The following is a 22827-nucleotide window of genomic DNA, read 5'->3' as shown; positions in this document are numbered from 1 at the left end:
CTGCTCAAGGCTTCCAGCGATACATCAGCACCTTGCCGCGCGCGTCTTCCTCGACGAACACCAGGTACTCGCCATCGGCGCGCTTCGTCGCGCTGATGCCGTTCGGCACGTCGACCCAGCCCGACGCGCGGCCCACTTCGGGGCCCGGCCGGATCACGCCGAGTTCGCGGCCGCTGTCCTTGTCCCACACGTGCACCGCGCCGACCGGCTCGACGCCGAACACGTATTGCCCCTCGACGGTGACGCCGATGATCGTCGCGATCGGCTTGCTTTGCGTCTGCCACGGCAAGCTGATTGCATAACGCTGCACCGGCTTGCCGCTCGACCACTTGTCGTAGCGCACCAGCACGCGCCCCACTTCCTTCCAGAAGCCCTGCGTGGTCGGCATATCGGCCGTATAGCCGCTCGCGTACATCGTGTCGGTGTCCGGTTCATAGATCGCGCGATGCAACTCGCTGAACGATGCAGGCACCGGGTACTGCGTCAGGTTCGAGTACGCGTAGACCGGGTTGCCTTTCGCATCGAGTCCGCCGAAACGGAAGCGATAGATGCCCTTCGTATCCCGGGTGCGCCAGATGTCGCCGGCCGTATCGACCCACCAGCCCCAGCCACCCGCGAGCTTCGTGCCGCTCGTGTTCGGCGTGTATTCGTCGCGCTGGAAGTGGCCATCGCCATTCATGTCGCGCCAGATCCAGTCACCGCCCGACGGCGCATTCGGCACCTTCGCGACCGCGCGCTCGCGGCCTGCGACAAATCCAGACGGAATCGCGCTCTCGCCGTCGTGCTGTGGATCGAAGCGATAGATCTTCAGATGGTCCGCATACATGTCGGTCAGATAGAGGAACGTGCGCCCCTTCAACCGCCGCGCGATCGGCAGCCCCGGATACTGGTCGGTATGGAACACCGGATCGTCCGGGTACTTGAACCGGTTCGACAGGAATCCCGCGTATTTCCAGTCCTGCCCCGACGGCTTCGACAGATCGAGTTCGAAGCGCTTGTTGCCGGTATAGACGCTGTCGGGCCGGGCCGGATCGATCCACGCGCCGTCGACGAACAGCAGCCCCTCGACCTGCCAGTTGCGCTTGCCGTCCGGCGCGTAGCTTTCGAGCGTTGCGCCGAGGCCCGCGCCGATCGGCTCGTAACGCGGGCCGATGCCATTGGTCGACACGTACACGTTGCCGCGCGCATCGATACCGACGCCAGTCAAGCCGTTGAATCGCAATGGTCCCGGCTTGCCCGCGACGCCGCTGAAAATGCCGCCGCGCTCCCCGAGCGTGCCCGACGCCGTGTAGCGGCCGTCGCGCTTCGTGAAGAACAGCACCTGCTGGCGCGGACCGTTGTCGGCGATCAGCAGGCGGCCTTGCGCATCGACGGCGAGGTCGACCGCGACCGTGTCGGCCGGCAGCGTGATGGTTTCATCGATGCGCTGACCGGTCGCGGTGTAATGCTCGATGCCCGGCGCGCGATCGCTGCGTGTGCCGCTCAGCACCCAGAGCGTGCCGTCGGGTGCGAGCGCGAGACGTCCAGGCTCGTGCACGCTCCACGTCGCCTTCTGCTGCATCGACTCGGCATCGTAGACTTCGATGCGATTGCGTGCGGTATTGGCCGCGAACAGCGTCGTGTCGTTCGCAGCGAGCCCGTCGATCTCCGCGTTCGTGCCGGTCGGCACTTCGTTCATCATCAGAAAGCCGGCCGCGAGCTGCGCATGCGGGTCCGCCTTTTTAGCGGCGGGCTGAAACGGTGCCACGCGCTTCGGCTCGCCGATCAGGCGCCGCGAAATGCCGAACCATTGCTTGCCCTTGTCCGGCCATACGCCCGGCTCGACCAGGTGCCCCTTCTCATTGCCGACCGCGATCGCGACGAACGCATATTTGCGGTTGACCGCGATCGCATTGCCGCCGGCGTTGCCCCAGCCATGCGTGCCGCCCGCGAAGCCGAGCATCTTGCCGTCCTGATAGACGCTCGCTTCGGCGCCGCTTTCGTCCCACGGTGCGTTCGTATAGACCTTGCCGTCCGGCGTGACCGCGATCGCGGTGATATTGATCTGCGTCCATGTGCCATCGCCAAAGCCAAAGCTGTTGCCGATCCATGAGGTCTTCGCGTTCAACGTGGTTTCGGCGCAAGCGGGCAGACCGACTGCTGCGGCGACGACGCCGGCAGCGCAGGCTGTCAGGGCGAACCAGCTTTTGAACGTGATACGGCGCAAAGCGGAACCTCCAGTCGATGCCCGGTCAACGCGATGCGCGCGGACCCGCGCCCGCTCGGGGCGAATTTCAGTGATGTGGTAAAGCGAAACGAAGCGCAACCGATTGAAGCGCGGCGCCTGAAGGCGGCCGTCCGCACGGCTAAGTTACGCGGAAAAAATGCGGCGACGAAAATCGAAAATAATTCAAAAATATTCGTTCGCTTATACGTCGCAAAAGAAATGAATTTAAAAATCGATGAAAACGAAAGCCTGGCCGCCACTCGGCTCTGTCGCGACAATCCTCCGTTCCTGACGATGTGGGATCACGCAGTGCGCATTTATTACGGAGTGCCCGATGCTGATCAGATAACCATAAAAGTTTTTCTGGAATGGTCAAAAAAATACCCTGTTTCAATCTGATTCAATTAGCCCATTCCAACAGATTTTTTCTCGATTTTATTTTCCCTAGAATCAATTGCACTTCAGTTGCGACGCGAAGCGCGCGCCTGTTCGCCGGCTCTGCGTTGCGAACCGCGCGGCCCTTCGCCCGGCCCATCCGCTTTACACCATGGACGGTTCATGACAGCCAGCGCTTTGCCCCTCGCGCCCTCCCATTCCCGTATCGTGCAACTCGACGGTCTGCGCGCGATCGCCGTGCTCGCAGTGTTCGCCCAGCACGCGTTGAAAGCGCCGCTATGGATGGGCGTCGATCTGTTTTTCGTTTTGAGCGGCTTTCTGATCAGCGGCATCCTGCTCGATCGCAAGGCGCGTCAGCAGTCGTATTTCAGCTATTTCTACGCACGGCGCGCGCGCCGCATTCTGCCGCCGTACCTGCTGCTGATGGCCGTGTCATCGGTGCTGTTCGGTCTCGCGTGGGCGCAGCACTGGTACTGGTATGCGTTCTTCGCGACCAATATCGGCGACGCACTCAATCAAAGCGGCCACGAAAGCCTCAATGTGCTGTGGTCGCTCGCGGTCGAGGAGCAGTTTTATATCTTCTGGCCGTTCGTGATCCTGCTCGTGCCCGAGCGTCTGCTCGGCGGCGTGGCGGCCGCGCTGATCGTGCTGGTGCCGCTGCTGCGCGCGCTCGCCACGCCGTGGTTCGACTCGTTCTGGCCGATCTACTACCTGACGCCGTTCCGTATGGATCTGCTCGCCGCCGGCGCGCTGCTCGCGGTGGCCGTGCGGCGCGATCGCAATGCGCTCGAACCGTACAAGGGACTCGCGGTGCTCGGCGCGCTCGCCGCACTCGCGGTGCTGGCATGGCTGCATCTGCACTTCCCGCGTTTTCGCGCGGCGAATACGCCGTTGTCGAATGCGGGGCTCTATAGCGTGTCGCTGGTGCTGTGTACGTCGATCGTGGTGATCGCGTTGCAGAGCAAGGGCATCGTTAAGCGGCTGCTGTGCAATCCCGTGCTCGTTTATATCGGCACCATCAGCTACACGATCTATCTGATCCACCTGAGCGTGCTGTACATGGTGTGGCCGCTGCATTTGAACCGCTACCTGAGCGCCGCGATCGCGCTTGCGATCACGCTCGTCTACGCGAGCATCACGTGGTTCGCATTCGAGAAGCGCTTGATTTTCGCTACGCGCGGCACGAGAGCGACGGCACACGCCGGCGCCGGCGTTGCGCGGCAAGCACCGCAAAGCCGCGCATGAACCGCCTGGCTGTGGTTGCTGCCCGCGTGCTGGGCGTCGCGTCGGCGCTGACGTGGCTCGCGCCGACTACGAGCGCGGCCGTGGACGAGCCGCCAACGTCATCGCCGACGCAAGTGCTGATCGACGCCTACGGCGATTCGACCACGCTCGGGATCACCTGTAGCGATGGCCACTGCGGTCCGCAAGGGCGCAACGCGGTTTCGTATCTGCAGCAAGCGTTGCAGGCGCATGACGGCGATCGCGTGCGTGTCACGAACTACGGCGTCGGCGGCACGATGGCCTCGCAGTTGCGCGACGGCACCGGCAATCGTCGCGCGGGACCGACGGCCGGGCTGCCGTGGCGCGAACGTCTCGCCGTCTCGCCCGCGCGGATCGTGCTGCTCAACTATGGCATCAACGAAGTGATGCAGAACCAGACGCCCGAGCAGTTCTACGCGGCCGAATCATCGCTCGTGCAAACCGCGCGAGCGCTCGGCAAGGAGCCCGTTTTGCAGACCTCGAACCCGATGCCCGATAACCGGCTCAACGCACGGCTCGCCGCGATGGTCAAGATGACGCGACGCGTGTCCGCCGAACAGCAGGTGCCGCTCGTCGATCAATTCGCGTATGTGAGCGGCCTGCCCGACTGGAAGTCGCTGATGTCGGACGGCGCGCATCCGAAACCGGAGTTGTACCGGCTGAAGGCCGACCAGGATTATCGGGTCGTCGAACCGTTGGTGCGGCGGCTGCTGGACGAAACACGTTGAGCCGCGCGTTTACGCGCGTTCCGTTCCTTTTCTCATTCTCAAACTAGAAGGCAAGCTATGAGCCAATCACGCAAAGCGATCATCACCGGCGTATCCGGACAAGACGGCGCCTATCTGACCAAGCTGCTGCTCGACAAGGGCTATCACGTGACCGGCACCTACCGGCGCACGAGTTCGGTTAACTTCTGGCGCATGCGTGAGCTTGGCGTGCTCGATCATCCGAATCTGCGTCTGGTCGAACACGACCTCACCGACCTCGGCTCGACACTGCGTCTGCTCGACGGCACCCAGGCCGACGAGCTGTATAACCTCGCCGCGCAGAGCTTCGTCGGCGTGTCGTTCGACCAGCCAGTGACCACCGCCGAAGTGACCGGCGTCGGCGCGCTGAATCTGCTCGAAGGCCTGCGTATCCTGAGCCCGAAGACGCGCTTCTATCAGGCATCGACCTCCGAGATGTTCGGCCTCGTGCAGGCGGTGCCGCAACGCGAGAGCACGCCGTTCTATCCGCGCAGCCCGTATGGCGTCGCGAAGCTGTTCGCGCACTGGTCGACGATCAATTATCGCGAGTCGTACAACCTGTTCGCGAGCAGCGGCATTCTGTTCAATCACGAATCGCCGCTACGTGGCCGCGAATTCGTCACCCGCAAGATCACCGACACGGTCGCGAAGATCAAGCTCGGCAAGCAGGACGTGCTCGAACTCGGCAACCTGAGCGCGCAGCGCGACTGGGGCTTCGCGCTCGAATATGTGGAGGGCATGTGGCGCATGTTGCAAGCCGACGCGCCCGACACCTTCGTGCTCGCCACCGGCCGCACCGAGACCGTTCGCGATTTCGTGCGCATGGCGTTCACGGCGGCGGGCTTCCAGCTCGAATGGTCGGGCAAGGACGAGCGCGAGACCGGCATCGATGTCGCGACCGGCAAGACGCTCGTGCGCGTGAACCCGAAGTTCTATCGACCGGCCGAAGTCGACCTGCTGATCGGCTGCGCGGACAAGGCACGCGACACGCTCGGCTGGCAACCACAAACCTCGCTGGAACAACTGTGCCAGATGATGGTGCAGGCGGACATCGCGCGCAACGAGCACCACGAGACGTTCTAACACCGCATCCGTGTGCGGCGGAGTTCGCCGCACACTATCCGTCAACCCGCCAGCTTCCGGAACGTCTCCAGCACCGCATCGCCCTTGAACGGCTTGACGATCCAGCCCTTCACGCCAGCGGCCTTGCCGCGCTCCTTCATTGCGGGGCTGCTTTCGGTCGTCAGCATGATCACGTTGACGGTCTTGTTCGCGAGTTCGCCGCGGATTTTTTCGACCATCGTCAGGCCGTCCATGTTCGGCATGTTCACATCGCTGACGATCAGGCGGATATTCGAATCCGTCTTCAGCTTCGTAAGGCCATCCTTGCCGTCGATGGCAGTCGCGACGTCCAGACCGTTTTTCGCCAGAAAGCCCGCGACTTCATCGCGTACCGTGCTCGAATCGTCCACCACCAGAATCTTTGCCATAGCCATTCCCTTGCGTCACCGACGCGTTGTATCAAAACAGATCCAGTTCGCCGGACTCGACCAGATCGTCGACATCCACCGTGTTTTCAGAAAAATCTTCGGGTGACCAGCTCAGGTTGAACACGAAGCGCTGATCGATCGACACCGACTGTCCTCTCGCCGCGTCGCTCAATCGGTATTGAAACCGCAACTGCGGATTGTCCGAACCGAACGAGATATAGCGGTGCTTGTGATTGACGAGCAGAGGCACCTGCACCTGACTCGCTTCGCGACCGTTCCGCGCACCGAGGAACCGGTCCTTGAACGCACCCCAGATCAGATTCGTCAATTCGCCGAGCACGTTGTTCAGATCGCGAAAGCCTGCTTGCGTCGTGCCCCTGCCGGCATCCCGTGCCGCGCGATCGCGCTCGATCATGCCGAGCAGCGGTTCCTCTTCGGCCTGCATCAACATATAGCCGCGGCACCAGGTGCCTTCGAGCGGAATCAGGCTGAACACCTCGCCGAAGATGATGCGATCGCGCACGACGCTGGGCGTGTCGCGTTGCACGGTGACGCCGTCGAACAACGTCGCGAGCCTTGCATCAGTGATCTCGGCGATACCGCGCACGAGCGCGTTCGGAAAGTCGAGGCTGAAGATGTATTGATCCACGGCTTCACGCAGCGCCGTCAGATCGGCGCCATTGAAATGCGCGCACGCCGCGTTCTTCATAGGCTTCGGAAGCTGTTCGAGCGGCGCGTCGCCGCTCGAACGCAGGATCACCGGCAATTCGGGGCGCAAGGTATTGATCCGCACCGCAGTCGTTGCCGCGTGTTCGACCGATCCACCGTAGTTATCCGCCAGCAGAACGCCGCCGAGATCGATATTGGTGGCGAGTACCGAGCCGAGGCGGCTGCTGTCGCGCACCTTCAGTGCAATCAGGTTGTGCTCGTCGAAAAAGAGCTTCAGCGCTTGCGCGTGTGCCGGACTGTCGTCGAGCACGAGCATCTTGCTGACGGGCTTGCTGGTATTCATCGTGTTTCAGTCTGCGAATGCAGTGTTGCTAGAAAAGTTCGAGTTCGCCTTCGGCCTCATCGGCCGTCGCGAGTTCAGCCTTGAAATCGAGTGGCGCCTGCGCGCACACGCATAGCGTGACGCCCAGCCGGGCCGCACCGCCGATCGTCAGCTCGTACGCCCACACGTGATCGGGCCGCAATTCATCCAGATACTCGATACAGGTGCTGTTCAATTCATACGGCGTCGACATGCCGAGATCGGGGAAATGATCGACCAGTTGCTGGTTCATGTAGCCGCAGCACAGATTGCCGAGCTCCATCAGCGTTTCCGACAGCGAACGCGTCGTGTCGCCACTGGCGTAGTACGCGCGCGTTGCTTCATCCTTGCTGAAATGCAGCACGAACAGCAGCCGAAAGCCGATCGACGAGATCGTCAGCGCCATCGCGCAAGGGCCGGGCGGATGATCGCGATCCCACCTCGGCACCGCGCTGATCTCGCACGCATCACCCGGCGTCACGGGTAATCTCGCGCGAGCCGCGTGACAGAAGATGTCCGCGATGCTTTGCAACGCCAGATCGGTAATCACGCCGCGGCCTGCTCGAGCCTGGATTGAAACTGGGTCGCCAGCACTTCGACGCCGCCGAGCGACGCCGTGATCATCTTGCCGCCGGCCTGGATGTCCTGGAACGTCGCTGCGGTCGTCAGGTCGTTGCGATGCAGGCTCTCCTGATAGCTCTTCGACAGTTCCTGCGAGCGCGATGCGAGCGAGCGCACTTCACCCGCGACGATCGAAAAGCCGCGACCGGCGGTGCCGGCGCGCGCCGCTTCGATCGACGCATTCAGCGAAACGATCAGCACGTGCTGCACAATCGACGACAGCTCCTGGTTCTTCTTGTGCATGTCACGGTTCTGCGACATCAGCGAAATCATCTGCTCGTGCCAACGCTCGAACGTGGTAGTCAGCGTTTTCAGACGGGCCGCCTCGTGCGCGATCCGCGTCGCGTGCTGCAGCCATTCGTTGCTTCGCGCGCTCGCGGCGTCGAGGGACGCCTGCAACGCTTCGCGATTGCGCTCGCCCTGCTCGGCCTGCGCGCGCAGATCGGCGAGCAGCGCCTCCAGTGCGACGCGCTCACCGTTGGCCTGCTCGCCGACCAGGACCGCCGCGTCGAGTTGCCGTTCGAGGGCTCGCCGCGCGAGCGTGTCGACACGTTGCGCTTCTGCACTGACGCGAAGCTTCCGACGAAAAAAAATGCCCGTCGCGAGCGCGCAGACGATACCGCCAACGCCTGCGGCCACAAGATAACTTTCAAGCACGACCTGCTCCCATCGCATCGTTCAATCGATCAGGCCGTTAGCCTGCCACCTCATCCGCGTCACGCTCGCGCGCTGCCTCGACGGACGCATCGAGACTGTCCACCGCCCAGTCCTCGGGGAACGACACGACGGTCTGAAAGCGGCGATAGTCCGCGCCGCGACGATCGTCGGTGAAACGCAATTCGATGCGGCCATGCTCGCGCCGCACGAAATCGCGCACGGCATCCATGCCGACGCCGCGACCCGAAATCTCGCTGACGCTCTGCGCGGTCGAGAAACCGGAACGGAAGATCAGCTCGGCAATCGCTTCGTCGCTGAGCGCGGCATCGGCGTCGATCCAGCCGCGTTCGATCGCGGCCGCGCGGATCTTCGCGAGCGCGAGACCGCGGCCGTCGTCGCTGATGGTGATTTGCAGCGCGTGATGATCGACGCCCACTTCCAGCTCGATGACGCCGGCCGCGTCCTTGCCGTTCGCGATACGCTCGGCGGCAGGCTCGATGCCGTGGTCGACCGAATTGCGCAGCAGATGCGTGAACACATTGCGCAGCGTATGGCTGATCTCACTGCGCACGCGGTAGCCGTTGTTGTCGATGCTGACGACCGGCGCCTCCTTGCCGAGTTCGGCCGCCAGAGACGGCAGCGATTCGAGCACGCCGGCGAGCGCTTCGTAGATCGATTCGGTGCCCAACAGACGCAGCTCGCGCTGCAACGATTCGCGCATCGACACGAGTGCGTCACGGTCGGCCGGATCGGCGCTTTCGAGCAGGTCCAGCTGCTTCTGGATCAACTCGCGATCGACGATCAGATAGCGATCCATCGCGCTCTTCTGGCCGGGGCCCTTGCGGCCGAGGCTCACTTCGTTGATCGTCGCGTAGGTTTCGAGCGCGGCCTTCACGCGCTGCAGATCCTCGATCAGAAGCTTCTGGTCCCACGCTTCGCCGCTGTCCGCGCGGCGCAACGCGTCGTAACGCTGTTCGGTTTCGTGGACGACGCCGGTCAGATGCTGAAGGCTATACGTGCGCGCATTGCCCTTGACGGTGTGCATGTTGCGGAACAGTTCGGCGACGGCCTCGTGACTCGGCTCATGATGCTGACGAATGATCCGCTCGTTCTCGCTGATGAAGCCCGTCGCGCTTTCGACGAAATGATGGAACTTCTCCTGGCTCACCGCGAGAATCTCGCCGATCATTTCCAGCCGGCGCTTCTGTTCGCCGGCCTCGGCGGCGAGCGCGCGCAGTTCGGTCACGTCGCGCACGCACAGCATCAAACGCTGCACGACGTCGTGTTCGTCGGTAATGGCCGACCAGCTCAGGTCGAGCGTCTTCACGCGGCCATCGGCCATCGGCTTCGCGATCTCGTTGACGAGCAGGTGCTGATTGAACTCGAAGTTCATGCTGTCTTCACCGATACATGCGTGCAGCGCCGCTTCGATCTGCGAGAGCTCATCGCTGTTGATATCGGTGCCGCCGAACACGAGGTCGAGCAACGGACGGTCCGCAATCTCGCGTGTCTCGAAGATGGCCTCCAGATACGCGGAGTATTCCGGATGCACGACCACGCCTTCGACCACCGTCAGAATCCCCTGCTGCATGTTTTGCAGCATCGCCTGGATATCGGCGGTCTTCTGCTTCAACTGCAGCGAGCTTTGCTGGATCTTCTCGATCATGCCGTTGAACGCGACGATCGAATGACCGATCTCGTCCATGCGGCCAACCGGCACGCGGCGCGTGAAGTCCTGGCTCGCCGCGATCTCGCTCATCTCCACCTGCATGCGGCTCAGCGGCCGGGTGATCTGGCGATACAGCAGCGCGCTGATCAGCAGCAGCACGACGATGGCCGCGCCGGTCGCGGCGCCGATCGCCGTCGTCGTGGTGGCGAGCGCGCTGTTCAGGTCGTCGATCGCGGCGTCTTTCTGGCGGTTCTTTTCGATTCGCAGCGTCTCGACGATGCCTTCGAGTTCATCGCGGTACTGCGCGACGTTCGCGAACAGATACGCCTGCGCCAGCTCGTTTTTGCCGTCGGCCTTCATCTTCGCGGTGTCGTTGACCGCGTTGAAATAATTCGCGAGGCTGTCGCGCGCCTGGCTCACGAGGCCGGTTTGGGCCTGACCTTGCGCGGCCTTCGCCTGCACGTCGAGCGCCGCGTGCAGCGACGCTTCCTTGCTCTTCAGCAGGTCGCGAGCCTGCGCGACCATGTTCTCGTCAGGCGCATAGACGAGCGTCATCATCGCGAGCTGCACGTCCTTGAGCTGCGACACGAGGTCGGCCGACGCCAGCGCGCTCGGCACGACGCCCTGGGTGACCTGCCTGACGTTGGCTGCGCTGTTGCGAGTCTGAAGCACAGCGTATCCACCAATGGCGGATAGCGCGACAAGCATCAGAATGACGAGTAGCGTGATGCGGTGACGGATGGTCATCTGAGAATCCCCGAGGTCTGAAAATACAAGGTCCCCGCTTTGAGCGGGACGCCCGTGTGTTTTTGTACTTTCGGGCGCGGGGATTATCGTCGCGGATGTGTGACGTCAACGTGACGAAGTCGACGCCGGGCGACACGTTTGAGGGTTTTGAAAAATAACGTCGAAAAATGCGTGACCAAGGGCTGATCCGGGCTCAAGTTCGAAAGAAAAATGCCGTTATTGATAGCCTGTTTTTTTCGTTAGCCCTGCGGCGGCATGAACGCGAGGCCCGATCGCCACGATCCGGCCTCGCCTGTCGTTTCATTTCATCGAAGCGTCGCCGCTGCGCTTCAATGCAACGCGTCCCCCGCGATCGCTTCGGCATACACCGCCGCGACTCGCTTCGCGATCACCGCGTTATCGAAGTGCTCGCGCGCATAGCGGCGGCATGCATCCTCATCGGGCAGCTTTAGTGTGCCGTTCAGCGCGCCGGCGAGTCCCGCGGCGATCGCCGCTGCGCCGGTCTGCGGCAACACCAGATCGGGCGACAAGCCCGCCACCGCCTCAGGCAATCCGCCGACCGGCGTCACCAGCACCGGCGTACCCGACGCAAGCGATTCGACCGTGATGAGCCCGAAGCCTTCCAGCGCGACCGTCGGCACGACGCTGAGATTGGCCGCGCGATACAGCGCCGCCAAATGCTGGTCGGGCACGAAACCGAGCAGCTTCACGTTGTGTTCGAGCCCCGCGTCGTCGATGCGCGCCTGAAGCTCGCTTTCGAGCCGCCCCTTGCCCGCGATCAGCAGCAGTACGTCGGGCGCACTGCGTTTCACCAGCTTGACCGCATCGATCAGATCTTCGAGGCCCATGCGCCGCACCAGCCGCCGCACCGCCAGCACGATCGGCCGATCCTGCGGCAATTGCAGACGCAAACGCGCTTCGGCTTGCGTGATCGGCAGATTGAACTGCTCGACATCGACGCAGCCCGGCACCACGCGCACGCGCTCCGGCGAGATGCCGTAGCGCGCCGTCAGGATCTTGCCGAACGCGTCCGACAGTACGATCAGCCGCGACGAACGCGCATACACCGACTGCTCCAGATAACGCTTCGCGCGCTGGCCGAGCGAATCGGCGCCTTCGACGTGGCTCTCGTCGGCCCACGGCCCCTGAAAATGCGACACCTGCGGAATGCCGCGCGTCACGTCGAGGCCCGCAAACGTATAGAGCGCGAAGTGCGACGAAATCACGTCGGGCCGCGAGCTGCGGATTTCATGGCGCAACGCGCGGCGTGCCGCCATCAGCCGCAACGGCAGCGGTTGCGCGGCGGGTCCGAAGCCGTTGATCGCGCCACCGGTATCGGCCGCGACTTTCGGCGAGCCGGCGACGACGCCGCGCACCGCGACGCCCGCGCCGGGCAGCGCGCCGACCAGCGAGTAGTACATGCGGTCGAGGCCGCCCGCGCGTTCGGGAAACCAGTGCATCCCGATTTGCAGTGATTTGATTGAGCCAGTCGTCATGATGGTGTACCCCTGTGTGTTGCTTGCGGTGAGTTGCGATGTCCTGGCGTGGATGGCGCGGTTCGCGCGCTCATTCCACGCTCTTCTGTCCGGCGAGATGGTTCAGCGTCAGCGCATCGTTCTGCGCGACAACCGTCGCTTCGGTCTGGCTACGCCGGCGGTTTTCCTGCTGCCCGGCCAGTTGCCGGTACAGCGCGATGTATTGCGCGGCCATGCGCGCCCAGCCGAAGCCGGTTGCGAGCTCGCTCGCGGCTTGGCCCATCGCGCGGCGCGCGGTGTCGTCGCCGGCCAGTTGCGCGACCGCGCGAGCGAGCGCCTGCGGGTCGTCGGGATCGTCGAGCACGATGCCGCACTCGGGCGTGATGATCTCGGCGCCGCCGGCGGTGCGCGCGGTTACGACGGGCAGGCCTGCGGCCATCGCTTCGAGCAGCGACAGGCTCATCGCTTCGTAGCGCGATGGAAACACGAACGCGTCGACCGAATGCATCAGCACCGGCATCTCCTTCACGAGCCCGAGAAAATGCACGCGATGCGCGATGCCGAGCGCCTTCGCCTCGTCCGGGTACGGGCTGCCAGGCAGAAAGCCGGCCACCGCGATCTGCACATGCTCGGGCAGATGCTTCAACGCGGCGAGCACGGTGCCGAGATTCTTGCGCGGGGTGCGCAGATCGCCGACGAACAGCAGCAGGAACGCATCGTCCGGTAAGCGGAACTTCGCGCGATCGCCGCTCGCCGCCGCGAAGCCCTGCGTGTCGACGCCGTTGTAGATCACGTCCACGCGGTTGCGCGGCGTGAGGCCGATCGCGCGGATTTCGTCGGCGACCTTCTGCGACACCGCGGTGATCACCTTCGAGCGCCGGTAGGCCCAGCGTTCGAGCAGTGCGTTGCAGCGCGTATAGACCGACTGGTACGCGGACCACACGCCCTTCGTCAAACCGAACGGGTAGTACTTGCTCGCGAACCAGCCGCTATGCACGAAATGCGAGGTATTGACGTCGGCGCGCATCCAGGTGATGAAGCCGTTCACGTGCAGCACGTCGTAGTCGCGCCGATGCGCGCGCAGCCACAGCGCGCTCTTCAGCGCGAACACCTGCTGGCGCAGCAGATTGGTCGGCCACCAGCGGCCGATCTTCACCGGCGCCCAGCGCACGTTCGGATGCGCGAGCAGCTCGGGCGCCACGTGCGACGCGACCAGCGTCACGCGGATGTTCTCGTCGAGCGCCGCGCGTGCGATCTCGTGATTGACGCGCCCCTGGCCGTCGTTATGACGCACTACGTGCGTGACTATGGCGACTCTCAATCCGTGCCTCCGTGGAGAAATTGCGTGCGTGCGCGGTTCATTTTTTCGTAGTGAACCGCGGAAAGAATCGAAAAAGCGCCCATGAAGAGCAGCAGGCCGCCCGTGCCGACCAGCGAGTTCGTGAACACGAGCATCGCGAAGGTCGCCAGACACAGGCTCAGGCACGCGGAGACGAACTTGTCGTCGCGCAGCCTGAACGACGCGAGCACCGCGCGCGTCAGCAGCCACACGATGCCGGACATGTACAGCAAGGTGCCGGGCCAGCCGAGCACGAACGGAATGTTCATCACGCCGCTGTCGAAGTTGCCGTACTGGCCGAGCTGGCCGCCGTCGTTGGAAAGCTTCGTCGAGGTGCCGGTCGCGCCCATGCCCTCGCCGGACACGTCGGTAAACGCGGTCTTCGCGAAGCTCGCGTAGAACTCGTTACGCGCCGCGTAGCTCTGGTCGTCGTGCAGATTGACGATCGTGTTCAGGCGCGCCTGCATCCGTTCGGCCACCGGACCGACCGCGAGCAGCGGCACGCAGAAGCCGGCGAGCAGCACCGCGCTCGCGACGATGCGCACGCGCACCTTGTTGTTCGACTTCACCAGCTGGATCAACAGCGCGATGACCCAGCCGCCCCACGTCGAGCGCACGAGGCTCAACGCGAACGAGAAGAAGCCGAGCCCGGCGGCGATCCAACGCACGCGGTGCTGCGCGGCCATCACGAAGACCATCGCGCCCATCATCGCGAACGCGAACGGGCCCGACGAATTCATCGTGCTGAACACGCGCACGCCCATCGGCACCGGGTCGCCCTGCGAGTTCATCTGCGAGCCGAGCATCCACAGCACGTCCCATGGCGGCATGATGAAGAACTGGATCAGGCCGTAGCCGCCCATCACCAGCATGCCCCAGATGAACGTGTTGATGATCGTGTCGCGGTACTGCGGATACTGGCGCGTGTGCGCCATGATGTGAAAGCCGATCAGGATCGGATAAAGCCAGTTCGCGAGGTCGTAGGTGGCCGCGAGCGGGCCGCTCGACATCACGCCGATCAGGAACGCGTAGACGAGGCCGAGCAGGATCAGCAGCACCGGCAAACCACGGCGCTGCGCGAGCAGCCGGTAATAGCGCAACAGCGACAGGCCGCTGATCATCGTGACGGCGAGCGGCGCGACCTGGATCAGACTCGTCGGCGTGAACGCGCCCTTCGACCAGTCGGCGAGACGCCGCACTTCGGGGCTCAGAAACCACAGCCACCACATGAAGCCGATATAGCGCGCCGGGCTCTTGAAGTAGAGCCACAGGCCCGTCAGGATCGCGAGCACCGGAAACGCGAGCGTCAGCACCGTGCCCTGATGTGCGACGATCAGCACCGCGGTGATCAGCCACAGCAACAGCGGCGGCAGCCATTCCCGCCTTGCGCCGGACAGCAGCCCGCTCGCGCTGGTCTTCGCGGCGCCGGCGTTGGCCGCGCCTGCCGGCGGTATTGGGTTCGCGCGCGGAATCGTCGACATCGCTTAGAGGCCTCCGCGCGATTCGCGCGCGGGTGCGGCGCGTTGCTCGTGCGTGGCCGCGGCCGTGTGCGCGCTCGCCTGCCCGCGCGCGCTCAGCATCTCGCGCGTGATCCGCACGTGCTGCATCGCGTAGTGCTGGGTGGTCAGATCGCGCGCGAGCAGACCGGCCGCGGCTGCCTGCGCCTGGCGCAACGCCTCGGCGGGCTCGGCGGCGAGCCGGTCGACCGCGGCGCGCAGCGCCTCTGGAATGAACGGCGGCACGTAGGCGGCTTCGTCGGCGGGAAAATAGTCGCGCAGCGCGCCGACGTCGGTCGCGACCATCGGCTTGCCGACCGCCGCCGCTTCGAGCATCACGGTGATGCCCGACGCGTGCGAGTTGGGCCGCAGCGGCACGACGATCACGTCGGCCCAGTCGTACAGCTCGTGCTGCTTCCTGATGCCAGAAAACAGCGCGATTTCGACGTTCGACGCGCGCAGCGACGCGGGAATACGCCGCCGCGTCGCGAGCTTCACCGTGTAGCGCGGATCGTTGCCGAACGCCTTGATCAGCGTCTCCCAGTCACGGTCGCGATCGTTGCCGATCGCCGCGATGCGCAGCGGTGTACGCGGCGTCCACTGCGTCGGCGGGTTGACCGGGAAGTCGCGTGTATTGAGGCCGTAAAGCAGCGGCGTCGCGTCGCGGTGGAAATAGTCCTGACACAGCTCGGCGTTTTCGCTCGCGAGCGTGGTCAGCCGGTCCGCGCGCGTCATCAGCTTGCGATACAGCCAGCTGCGCACGATGCCGTACGACGGCCACTTGTCGAGCAGCCACACGCTTTGCGCGAGCAGCAGCGGCGACGCGCCGGGCCCCGCCTTGCGGCCGCACAGCAGCAGCATCAGCGCGGCGGACAGCCACTCCTGCTCGGTATGCGTCCAGATCACGTCCGAGCGCAGCATCTGCGCGCGATTGCGCCACGTATGGATGAAATCGAAACCGAGCGCGGCCTTCAGCGCGCGCCGCACGAGCCGCACGGGCCGGCTTTCGCGCGCGTCTTGCGAATAGGTCAGCGCGAATGCTTCGGACTCCGCGTGGTGATAACCGTACAGGCAGCCGATGTCGTCGCCCTTGCGATAAAAGCGCGGATCGGCGCCGTAAAACAGATGAACGTGAACCTTGGTGCTCATGCGGACACTCCGCTCTTCGACAGCGCGCGCCGCGCCTCATGGGCGCCCGCGCGCACCTCGCGCCAGCGCGACAGCCGCAATTGCGCCTGTTTCGACAGCAGCGCGAGCGCCGCATGCGTGAGGCCCGGATAAAGCCGTGTGCCGACCAGCGTCCACCACCACCACGCGGCTTCGCGGCGCAGCGGCGGCAACTGGTCGCGCAGGATCAGATGGAAGTTGAACGCGGCATTGCGCAGCGCGGCCATCGTCTGTGCGTCGCGCTTGTCGTCGTCGAAACGTTCGGCGGGGAAATGATCGACGGCAACCTGCGGGTCGTAGACGAGCTTCCAGCCCGCGTTCTTTACCGCGAGGCTGAACGCCATGTCGTTGTGCACCTGCGCGCCCGCGCCGCGCAGACGCGCGTCGAAGCGGATCGTGCGCACCGCGTCGCGCCGGTAGCTCATGTTGGCGCCCTTCAGGATGTCGACTTCGCGCGCGGCGCCGACCCCCAGGTGATGATTGCCGATGATCTTGCCGCGCGCGGTCACCTTGCCGACCAGCGGCCGCTCGCCGTCGAGCACGCGGCCTTTTTCGTGCACCCAATCGCGGCCGCCCAAGGCGCCCAGGCGCGCATCGGCTTCGAACGCGGCGGCGATGCGCTCGACCCAGTCGCGGCGCGGCGCGGCGTCGTCGTCGGTGATCGCGATCACGTCGCCGCTGGCGGCATCGAGCCCGCGATTGAGCGCCGCGACCTGGCCGGGTATGTCCACCGGTGCGATCACCAGCGGCAGGCGGCCGCGCGTGAACGGATCGCGCAGGCATGCATGGGTCGCGTCGTCGTCGACGCGTGCGACCACGATCACTTCGTCGGGCGCGCGCGATTGCCGCTCGAGCGCCGCGAGGCAGCGCGCGAGATCGGCCGGGCGGCGATAAGTCGGTACCAGTACCGTCAGTTTCATCGTGATGTCCTCGGTTCCTGTTGGGCAGAAGTCGGCGCTGGAGTCCGCTGCGCGCGTCACGTGCTCAGGTATTCCTGGGTCGCCGCGTAGCCGCGGTCGTAGCCGACCCGCGAGCGCGCCGGCATGCCGTTGAAGATGCCGCCCTGCACGTGCACGCCCGCCGCGCGCAGGCGCTTCAGCGCATCGGCCAGCTCGATCTCGCTGTGCATGCCCGAGCGCATCACGAAGAACGTCGAGCCCGCATACGCGCCGATGATCGACGCATCGGTCACCGCGAGCACCGGCGGCGTGTCGATCAGGATCACGTCGTAGCGCTTCGCGAGGCCGTCGAGGTACTGCGGCAGACGCGGCGACATCAGCAGCTCGGACGGATTCGGCGGACGGCGGCCGCACGAAATGAAGCTCAAGCCCTCGACATTCGAAGGGCGAATCGCCTCTTCCAGCGAAATCTGGCCGCTCAGCAACTCGGACAGGCCGTTTTCCTGCACGCCGCCGATCTGACGTTCGAGCGCGCCGCGCCGCATGTCGCCGTCGATCAGCAGCACGCGCTTGCCCGAATGCGCGAGCAGCATCGCGAGGTTCACGCTGAGGAAGCTCTTGCCGACGCCGGCCATCGGGCCCGTCAGCATCACGATGCGGTTGCGCGCGTCCATCAGCGTGAACTGCATCGCGGTGCGCAGGCTGCGCAGACTTTCGATCGTCACGTCCTTCGGCCGCGCATTCGCGAGCACCGGACGCAGCCGTTCGCCGCCGCGCGCATAGCTGCTTTCGAGCTGCACCTGCTCGGCGCTCTGCGGCACGAGGCCGAACACCGGCAGATGGAACGCGCGCTCGACGTGATCGGGGTCGTCGATGCCCTTGAACAGATTGCGGCGCAGGAACACGAAACCGGTGCCCGCGATCAGCCCGAGAATCACCGCCGCCGACATGATCAGCATCTTCTTCGGCTTGACCGGCGCGCCGGGGCGCAGCGCCGCGTCGACGATATGCACGTTGCCGCCCGTGCCCGCCTTTTGCACCGACAGTTCCTGCACGCGATTGAGCAGCAGCACGTAGATGTCTTCGGCGACCTTGGCATCGCGCTGCAACTGCACGGCCTTCACTTCGGTGGCCGGCAGATCGCGGAAACGGTCCGCGTATTTGGTGCGCTGCGCCTGCAGCTCGGCCATCTGCTGACGCGCGGCGACGAGCGTCGGATGGTCGTCGCCGTAGCGCTCGGCGAGCTGCGTCATTTGCAGACGCAACGCGGCGATCTGCTGCTCGTACTGCACGCTGCCTTCGAGGTAGACCTTCGCCTCTTCGCTCGCGTTGATCGAGCCGGACTGACGTTGATAGGCGGTCAGCGCGGCTTCCGCGCGTTCGAGGTCGGCCTTCAGGCGCGGCTCCTCGCTCTTCAGGAAGTCGAGCATCTTGCTCGCGTCGGCCTGCTTGTTCGACACGTGCTGCCGAAGATACGACTGCGCGAGCGCATTGGCGACCAGCGCCGCATGCTGCGGACTCTTGTCCTCCAGCGAGATCTGGATCACGCCGGTCTGCTTGCCCTGCTCCTGCACCGCGATCGCCGACTGGAACGCGGTGATCGCGTCGAGATCGTTCGAGCGCACGATGGTGAACTCCTGCCCGGGGCGCGCGACCAGCTTGTTGACGACCATCGTCACGCCGCCGCCCTGCGCCTGCTGACCGACCTCGCCGCGCAGCAGCAGCGAGCCGTTCGGCGCGAACAGCTCATAGTGCTGCGCGTCGATCACGCGCAGCAGCAGCTTCTCGCCTTCGAGCGACGGCGTCACGTCGATCGAATCGACGTCGACGTTTTCACCGCCCCATGCGTATGACGTGAGCCCGAGCCACGCACGCGCGGGCTGGCCCGGCGTCGCGAGGCGCGCGGCGATGTTGCCGAGCAGCGGGACCGTCTTCGGCGTCACGCTGAAGTTCAGCTTCAGCTGCTGCACGACCGGGGCGACCACGCCACGGCTCTTGATGATTTCGATCTCGGCGTCGGTCGGCAGCGACGTCGAGCCGCTGGTGATCGCGGCGCCGGTCTGCGTTTGCGTGAGCGCCTGCGACATGCTGTCGGACGGCTCGACGCGTACATGCGCATCGGCCGAATACGTCGGCTTGGCGAGGTAGCAGTAGGCGAGCGCCATCGTGACGATAATCGCGGTGATCGCGAGCAGCCACCAGATGTCGTCCAGGATCACCTGCACCAGTTGTCCGAGGACGACGTCTTCTTCTTCGGTCTTGATCGGACCAGCCATGTGTGGAGAGAGTTGATTGCTCACTGTTCCATCCCGTGTCGTTGGCTTCGGCTTTCGCGTCAGCGGTACTTCTGCTTTCGTTGCGCGTCCCGCGCCGGCCTCTACAACAGCGGCGCGGGACGTTACAGCCCAAACGTTCAGCGCGTCAGCTGCTTCAGATAGAACAGCGTTTGCACGCTCGGCAGCACCTGCTGCAACACGCGGTTGAACGTGGTCGACGCGGCAGTGCCCACGTACACGACGTCGAGCGGCTGCAACTGGAACTGCGAGGACAGCATGATCGAGTCCGGCTGCGTCATATCGAGGCGGAACACCTCGGGCGTGGTCGGATGCTCGCGCATGCCGCGCATCACGAAGATCTGGCGCGGATTGGCGTCGGTGTTCAGGATGCCGCCGCCCTGCGTGAGCGCATCGGCGATCGTCATGCGGCCGCGGATGATCGGCACCTGGATCGGCGTCTTCACTTCGCCCATCACGAAGATGCGGCTGTCGGTGCGGTCCGGCACGTTGACCACGTCGCCGTTCTGCAGCATCACGTCCTGCGTGGTGTCGCCCTGATCGAGCATGCGATCGGCGTTGAGCACGTAGAGCTTGTGGTTGCGCGTGAGGCGCACGCGCTGGATGTCGGCGTCCGGGTTCGTGCCGCCCGAGCGCGTGATCGCGTCGACCAGCGTCAGCGGCACGTCGCTGACCGCGAGCGGTCCCGGCTGCTTCACTTCGCCGGTGACCTGCACCTTCTGGCTGCGATACGACAGCACGCGCACGTCGACCTGCGGATTGCGGATATAAGGCACGAGGCGCGCGGCAAGCTGATCGCGCAGCTGCGTGGTGGTCTTGCCCGCGGCCTGGATGCGGCCGACGAACGGGAAAAAAATCGTGCCGTCGGCGGCGACGGTCTGGCCGTACGGGTCGGCCTGGCCCGGCAACGCGGCCGTATACGGCTGCTGCAACGCGCCCGCGATCGTCTGCGTAGTGTTGCCGCCCGAGGACAAGGTGCTGCCCTGCGGCGTGGTCAGCTCAGGGTGATCCCACACGGTGATGCCGAGAATGTCCTGCGGCGCGAGGTGATACACGTACAGCGACGGATCGGACAGCGCCGACGGCGGCAACGGCTCGGTTTTCGCGGCGGCGGCTTGCGCCTGCGCCATGATCAGGTTCGCGTCGATCAGATGGACCGGATAGGTTTCGCTCGGCGCCTGATCGTTGTCCTTGAGCCGCGACGTGTCGAGATAGTTGCCCGGTGCGGTCGCGCAGGCCGACAGAAAAGACGTCAGCAGAAGTGAGGCGGCGAGCTTCGTGCGCAAGCTCGCGAATGAGTTTTCGATGCGGGGTTTCTTCAGCATATTTTTTTCAGCCATCCCATGACCAGATGTTCGATGAGCACGAGACTCTCCCTGTATTCGTCTTCCGCGCCGCCGTGCGGATCGGCGACGTCCGAATCGGCTTCCCACTTGCCGAGCGGATAGACCTTGCCGCGCGCGGACGGATCGAGCGCTTCGACCTTGCTCACCTGCGCGCGCTCGCTCACCAGCACGAGATCGGCCGCGCGCACGAGCGACCGGTCGAGACGCCGCGCGTGATGCAGGCCGGCCGCGACGCCGCGCTCTTCGAGCAGGCGCCGCATCACCGGGTCCATGCCGTGGCCGTTCACCGCGCGAATGCCCGCCGAATGAAACGCGATCGGCGCGGCGCCCGGGCGCGGCGCGCGCGCCTGGCGCGCCTTGAACAGCATCTCGGCGGCGGGCGAGCGGCACACGTTGGCGTGGCACACGATCAGCACGTTGGCGAACATGGCGGGTTTCCTCGCGCGGCAATCGCAGTGGCCTCAGCGGCCGAAGGTTTCCGCCGCGGCGATGCCCGCCGCGTGCATCGCGCTGTTCGCGCCGACGCGCGCCGGCGCATTGCGCAACGCGTGCCGCCGGCCGATCGCGTGATACTCGATGCCGAGTTCGAGCAGCACGTCCGGCTCGTACAGATTGCGGCCATCGAAAATCAGTGGCGTCTTCAGCATGCGTTTCAGCGCATCGAAATCAGGGCTCTTGAAGACTTTCCATTCGGTCAGGATCACGAGTGCATCGACGCCGCTCGCCGCTTCCATCTCTTCGTTCACGAACGAAAGGCGCGCATGCTGCTGCGGCACGTCCTTCAGATCGAGCGCGAGCACGCGCTTCGCTTCGTCGATCGACACCGGGTCGTAGGCCTTCACGCGCGCGCCGCGACGCAGCAGTTCTGCGATCAGCTCGCGGCTCGGCGCCGCGCGCATGTCGTCGGTGTTCGGCTTGAACGCGAGCCCCCACACGCCGAACGTGCGGTCCGACAGATCCTCGCCGAGACGCGCGACGATCTTCTGCGCGAGGATCTGCTTCTGCGCGTCGTTGACCGCTTCCACCGCTTCGAGAATGCGCAGGTTCGCGTTGTGATCGGCGGCGGTGCGGATCAGCGCCTGCACGTCCTTCGGAAAGCACGAGCCGCCATAGCCGCAGCCCGCGTACAGGAAGTCGTAGCCGATGCGCGGATCGGAACCGATGCCGCGGCGCACCGCCTCGATATCCGCGCCGACGCGATCGGCCAGATTCGCGAGCTCGTTCATGTACGAGATGCGCGTCGCGAGCATCGCGTTGGCCGCGTACTTGGTGAACTCGGCGGAACGCACGTCCATGTACAGCGTGCGTTCGCGATTGCGGTTGAACGGCGCATACAGGCGCTTCATCAGTTCGCGCGCCTTTTCGCCGGGCACGTCGTCGTCGCAGCCGAGCACGATGCGATCGGGCCGCGTGAAGTCTTCGACGGCCGCGCCCTCCTTCAGGAACTCCGGATTCGACACGACCGAGAACATCTGCTCGACGCCGCGCGCGGCCAGCTCGGCGGTGACCACTTCGCGCACGCGCGACGCGGTGCCGACCGGCACCGTCGATTTGTCGACGATCACCTTGAAGCCGTTCATATGGCGGCCGATGTTGCGGGCGGCGGCGAGCACGTACTGCAAGTCCGCCGAACCGTCTTCGTCGGCCGGCGTGCCGACCGCGATGAACTGGATGTCGCCGTGCGCGACCGCTGCCTCGACGTCGGTGGAAAACGTCAGGCGCTTCGCGCGGCGATTGCGCGCGATGATTTCCTGCAGACCCGGTTCGTGGATCGGCACCCCGCCGTTGTTGAGCACGTCGATCTTGCGCGCGTCGACGTCGAGACAGAACACGTCGTGGCCGATGTCGGCCAGACACGCGCCGGTCACGAGGCCGACATAGCCGCTACCGATGATCGTCAGGTTCATGGATTGCACCTCGATAAATAGAGTTGATTCAGAAACGCGCTCGCGCGATGCGTGGCATCGGCACGGCCCGGCGCGTCAC

Annotated in this window: 19 protein-coding genes; 4 read left to right on the top strand and 15 right to left on the bottom strand. The window is 64.8% G+C overall.

Annotated elements, in window-relative coordinates; all coding sequences use genetic code 11:
• Positions 1-4 precede the first annotated feature (4 nt).
• On the bottom strand, positions 5-2206 hold the full coding sequence (locus GCT19_RS11905; RefSeq protein WP_152852041.1) for an NHL repeat-containing protein: 2202 nt from the start codon (positions 2204-2206) through the stop codon (positions 5-7).
• A 33-nt stretch (positions 2207-2239) separates the two neighbouring features.
• On the opposite strand from GCT19_RS11905, the gene GCT19_RS11900 reads away from it, so the two are divergent.
• The 4 genes from GCT19_RS11900 to gmd all read left to right on the top strand — a co-directional run bounded on the left by GCT19_RS11900 (position 2240) and on the right by gmd (position 5694).
• The gene (locus tag GCT19_RS11900) at positions 2240-2605 is read left to right on the top strand and encodes a hypothetical protein (RefSeq protein WP_018431962.1); all 366 of its coding nucleotides are present in this window, start codon (positions 2240-2242) and stop codon (positions 2603-2605) included.
• Positions 2606-2764: 159 nt separating this feature from the next.
• Positions 2765-3847 carry an acyltransferase family protein gene (locus GCT19_RS11895; protein ID WP_152852040.1) on the top strand — a complete coding sequence of 361 codons (1083 nt, stop codon included), beginning with the start codon at positions 2765-2767 and terminating at the stop codon, positions 3845-3847.
• Positions 3844-4593: an SGNH/GDSL hydrolase family protein gene (locus tag GCT19_RS11890; protein ID WP_152852039.1), complete on the top strand. Its 750-nt coding sequence runs from the start codon at positions 3844-3846 to the stop codon at positions 4591-4593. The genes GCT19_RS11895 and GCT19_RS11890 overlap by 4 nt, the downstream gene beginning before the upstream one ends.
• A gap of 57 nt (positions 4594-4650) precedes the next feature.
• Positions 4651-5694 carry a GDP-mannose 4,6-dehydratase gene (gmd, locus tag GCT19_RS11885; protein ID WP_152852038.1) on the top strand — a complete coding sequence of 348 codons (1044 nt, stop codon included), beginning with the start codon at positions 4651-4653 and terminating at the stop codon, positions 5692-5694.
• Between the two features lie 41 nt (positions 5695-5735).
• On the opposite strand, the gene GCT19_RS11880 is transcribed toward gmd, so the two are convergent.
• From GCT19_RS11880 to GCT19_RS11815, 14 genes are all read right to left on the bottom strand, one after another.
• Positions 5736-6101, bottom strand: a complete 366-nt coding sequence (locus GCT19_RS11880; RefSeq protein WP_018431965.1) for a response regulator — start codon at positions 6099-6101, stop codon at positions 5736-5738.
• Positions 6102-6132: 31 nt separating this feature from the next.
• Positions 6133-7113, bottom strand: a complete 981-nt coding sequence (locus GCT19_RS11875) for a chemotaxis protein CheX (RefSeq protein ID WP_152852037.1) — start codon at positions 7111-7113, stop codon at positions 6133-6135.
• A gap of 28 nt (positions 7114-7141) precedes the next feature.
• On the bottom strand, positions 7142-7681 hold the full coding sequence (locus GCT19_RS11870) for a hypothetical protein (RefSeq protein ID WP_321576789.1): 540 nt from the start codon (positions 7679-7681) through the stop codon (positions 7142-7144).
• Positions 7678-8409: a methyl-accepting chemotaxis protein gene (locus tag GCT19_RS11865; protein WP_321576788.1), complete on the bottom strand. Its 732-nt coding sequence runs from the start codon at positions 8407-8409 to the stop codon at positions 7678-7680. The genes GCT19_RS11870 and GCT19_RS11865 overlap by 4 nt, the downstream gene beginning before the upstream one ends.
• Before the next feature lie 37 nt (positions 8410-8446).
• Complete coding sequence (locus tag GCT19_RS11860) at positions 8447-10825, bottom strand: ATP-binding protein (protein WP_152852035.1); 2379 nt, start codon at positions 10823-10825, stop codon at positions 8447-8449.
• Between the two features lie 329 nt (positions 10826-11154).
• Positions 11155-12321 carry a glycosyltransferase family 4 protein gene (locus GCT19_RS11855; RefSeq protein WP_018431970.1) on the bottom strand — a complete coding sequence of 389 codons (1167 nt, stop codon included), beginning with the start codon at positions 12319-12321 and terminating at the stop codon, positions 11155-11157.
• A 70-nt stretch (positions 12322-12391) separates the two neighbouring features.
• Positions 12392-13621 (bottom strand): glycosyltransferase family 4 protein, encoded by a 1230-nt coding sequence (locus tag GCT19_RS11850; RefSeq protein WP_152852034.1) that lies wholly within the window; start codon positions 13619-13621, stop codon positions 12392-12394.
• Positions 13618-15120, bottom strand: coding sequence for a glucose-6-phosphate isomerase (locus GCT19_RS11845; protein ID WP_152852033.1), 1503 nt, complete (start codon positions 15118-15120; stop codon positions 13618-13620). Before GCT19_RS11845 ends, GCT19_RS11850 begins: the two co-directional genes overlap by 4 nt.
• A gap of 3 nt (positions 15121-15123) precedes the next feature.
• Entirely contained in the window at positions 15124-16284 is a 1161-nt protein-coding gene (locus GCT19_RS11840) for a glycosyltransferase family 4 protein (RefSeq protein ID WP_018431973.1), read from the bottom strand.
• A complete protein-coding gene (locus GCT19_RS11835) occupies positions 16281-17222 on the bottom strand; it encodes a glycosyltransferase family 2 protein (RefSeq protein WP_152852032.1) in 942 nt (313 codons plus the stop codon). Before GCT19_RS11835 ends, GCT19_RS11840 begins: the two co-directional genes overlap by 4 nt.
• Before the next feature lie 56 nt (positions 17223-17278).
• Positions 17279-19477: a polysaccharide biosynthesis tyrosine autokinase gene (locus GCT19_RS11830; RefSeq protein WP_152852075.1), complete on the bottom strand. Its 2199-nt coding sequence runs from the start codon at positions 19475-19477 to the stop codon at positions 17279-17281.
• Positions 19478-19614: 137 nt separating this feature from the next.
• Entirely contained in the window at positions 19615-20820 is a 1206-nt protein-coding gene (locus tag GCT19_RS11825; RefSeq protein ID WP_152852031.1) for a polysaccharide biosynthesis/export family protein, read from the bottom strand.
• Positions 20814-21269 (bottom strand): arsenate reductase/protein-tyrosine-phosphatase family protein, encoded by a 456-nt coding sequence (locus tag GCT19_RS11820; RefSeq protein ID WP_018431976.1) that lies wholly within the window; start codon positions 21267-21269, stop codon positions 20814-20816. The genes GCT19_RS11825 and GCT19_RS11820 overlap by 7 nt, the downstream gene beginning before the upstream one ends.
• A gap of 33 nt (positions 21270-21302) precedes the next feature.
• Positions 21303-22748: a UDP-glucose dehydrogenase family protein gene (locus tag GCT19_RS11815; protein WP_152852030.1), complete on the bottom strand. Its 1446-nt coding sequence runs from the start codon at positions 22746-22748 to the stop codon at positions 21303-21305.
• Positions 22749-22827 lie beyond the last annotated feature (79 nt).

The organism is Paraburkholderia atlantica, from assembly GCF_009362785.1.
GTDB lineage: Bacteria > Pseudomonadota > Gammaproteobacteria > Burkholderiales > Burkholderiaceae > Paraburkholderia > Paraburkholderia atlantica.
Note: the sequence above shows the minus strand (reverse complement) of the source record. Positions and strands in the feature narration are given on the sequence as shown.

Coding starts and splice junctions, on each gene's coding strand:
- GCT19_RS11845 (WP_152852033.1), bottom strand. CDS start 15,120: ATGTCGACGATTCCGCGCGCGAACCCAATACCGCCGGCAGGCGCGGCC.
- GCT19_RS11830 (WP_152852075.1), bottom strand. CDS start 19,477: ATGGCTGGTCCGATCAAGACCGAAGAAGAAGACGTCGTCCTCGGACAA.
- GCT19_RS11825 (WP_152852031.1), bottom strand. CDS start 20,820: ATGCTGAAGAAACCCCGCATCGAAAACTCATTCGCGAGCTTGCGCACG.
- GCT19_RS11840 (WP_018431973.1), bottom strand. CDS start 16,284: ATGAGCACCAAGGTTCACGTTCATCTGTTTTACGGCGCCGATCCGCGC.
- GCT19_RS11875 (WP_152852037.1), bottom strand. CDS start 7,113: ATGAATACCAGCAAGCCCGTCAGCAAGATGCTCGTGCTCGACGACAGT.
- GCT19_RS11860 (WP_152852035.1), bottom strand. CDS start 10,825: ATGACCATCCGTCACCGCATCACGCTACTCGTCATTCTGATGCTTGTC.
- GCT19_RS11900 (WP_018431962.1), top strand. CDS start 2,240: ATGCGCGCGGACCCGCGCCCGCTCGGGGCGAATTTCAGTGATGTGGTA.
- GCT19_RS11815 (WP_152852030.1), bottom strand. CDS start 22,748: ATGAACCTGACGATCATCGGTAGCGGCTATGTCGGCCTCGTGACCGGC.
- GCT19_RS11880 (WP_018431965.1), bottom strand. CDS start 6,101: ATGGCAAAGATTCTGGTGGTGGACGATTCGAGCACGGTACGCGATGAA.
- GCT19_RS11890 (WP_152852039.1), top strand. CDS start 3,844: ATGAACCGCCTGGCTGTGGTTGCTGCCCGCGTGCTGGGCGTCGCGTCG.
- GCT19_RS11835 (WP_152852032.1), bottom strand. CDS start 17,222: ATGAAACTGACGGTACTGGTACCGACTTATCGCCGCCCGGCCGATCTC.
- GCT19_RS11895 (WP_152852040.1), top strand. CDS start 2,765: ATGACAGCCAGCGCTTTGCCCCTCGCGCCCTCCCATTCCCGTATCGTG.
- GCT19_RS11855 (WP_018431970.1), bottom strand. CDS start 12,321: ATGACGACTGGCTCAATCAAATCACTGCAAATCGGGATGCACTGGTTT.
- gmd (WP_152852038.1), top strand. CDS start 4,651: ATGAGCCAATCACGCAAAGCGATCATCACCGGCGTATCCGGACAAGAC.
- GCT19_RS11820 (WP_018431976.1), bottom strand. CDS start 21,269: ATGTTCGCCAACGTGCTGATCGTGTGCCACGCCAACGTGTGCCGCTCG.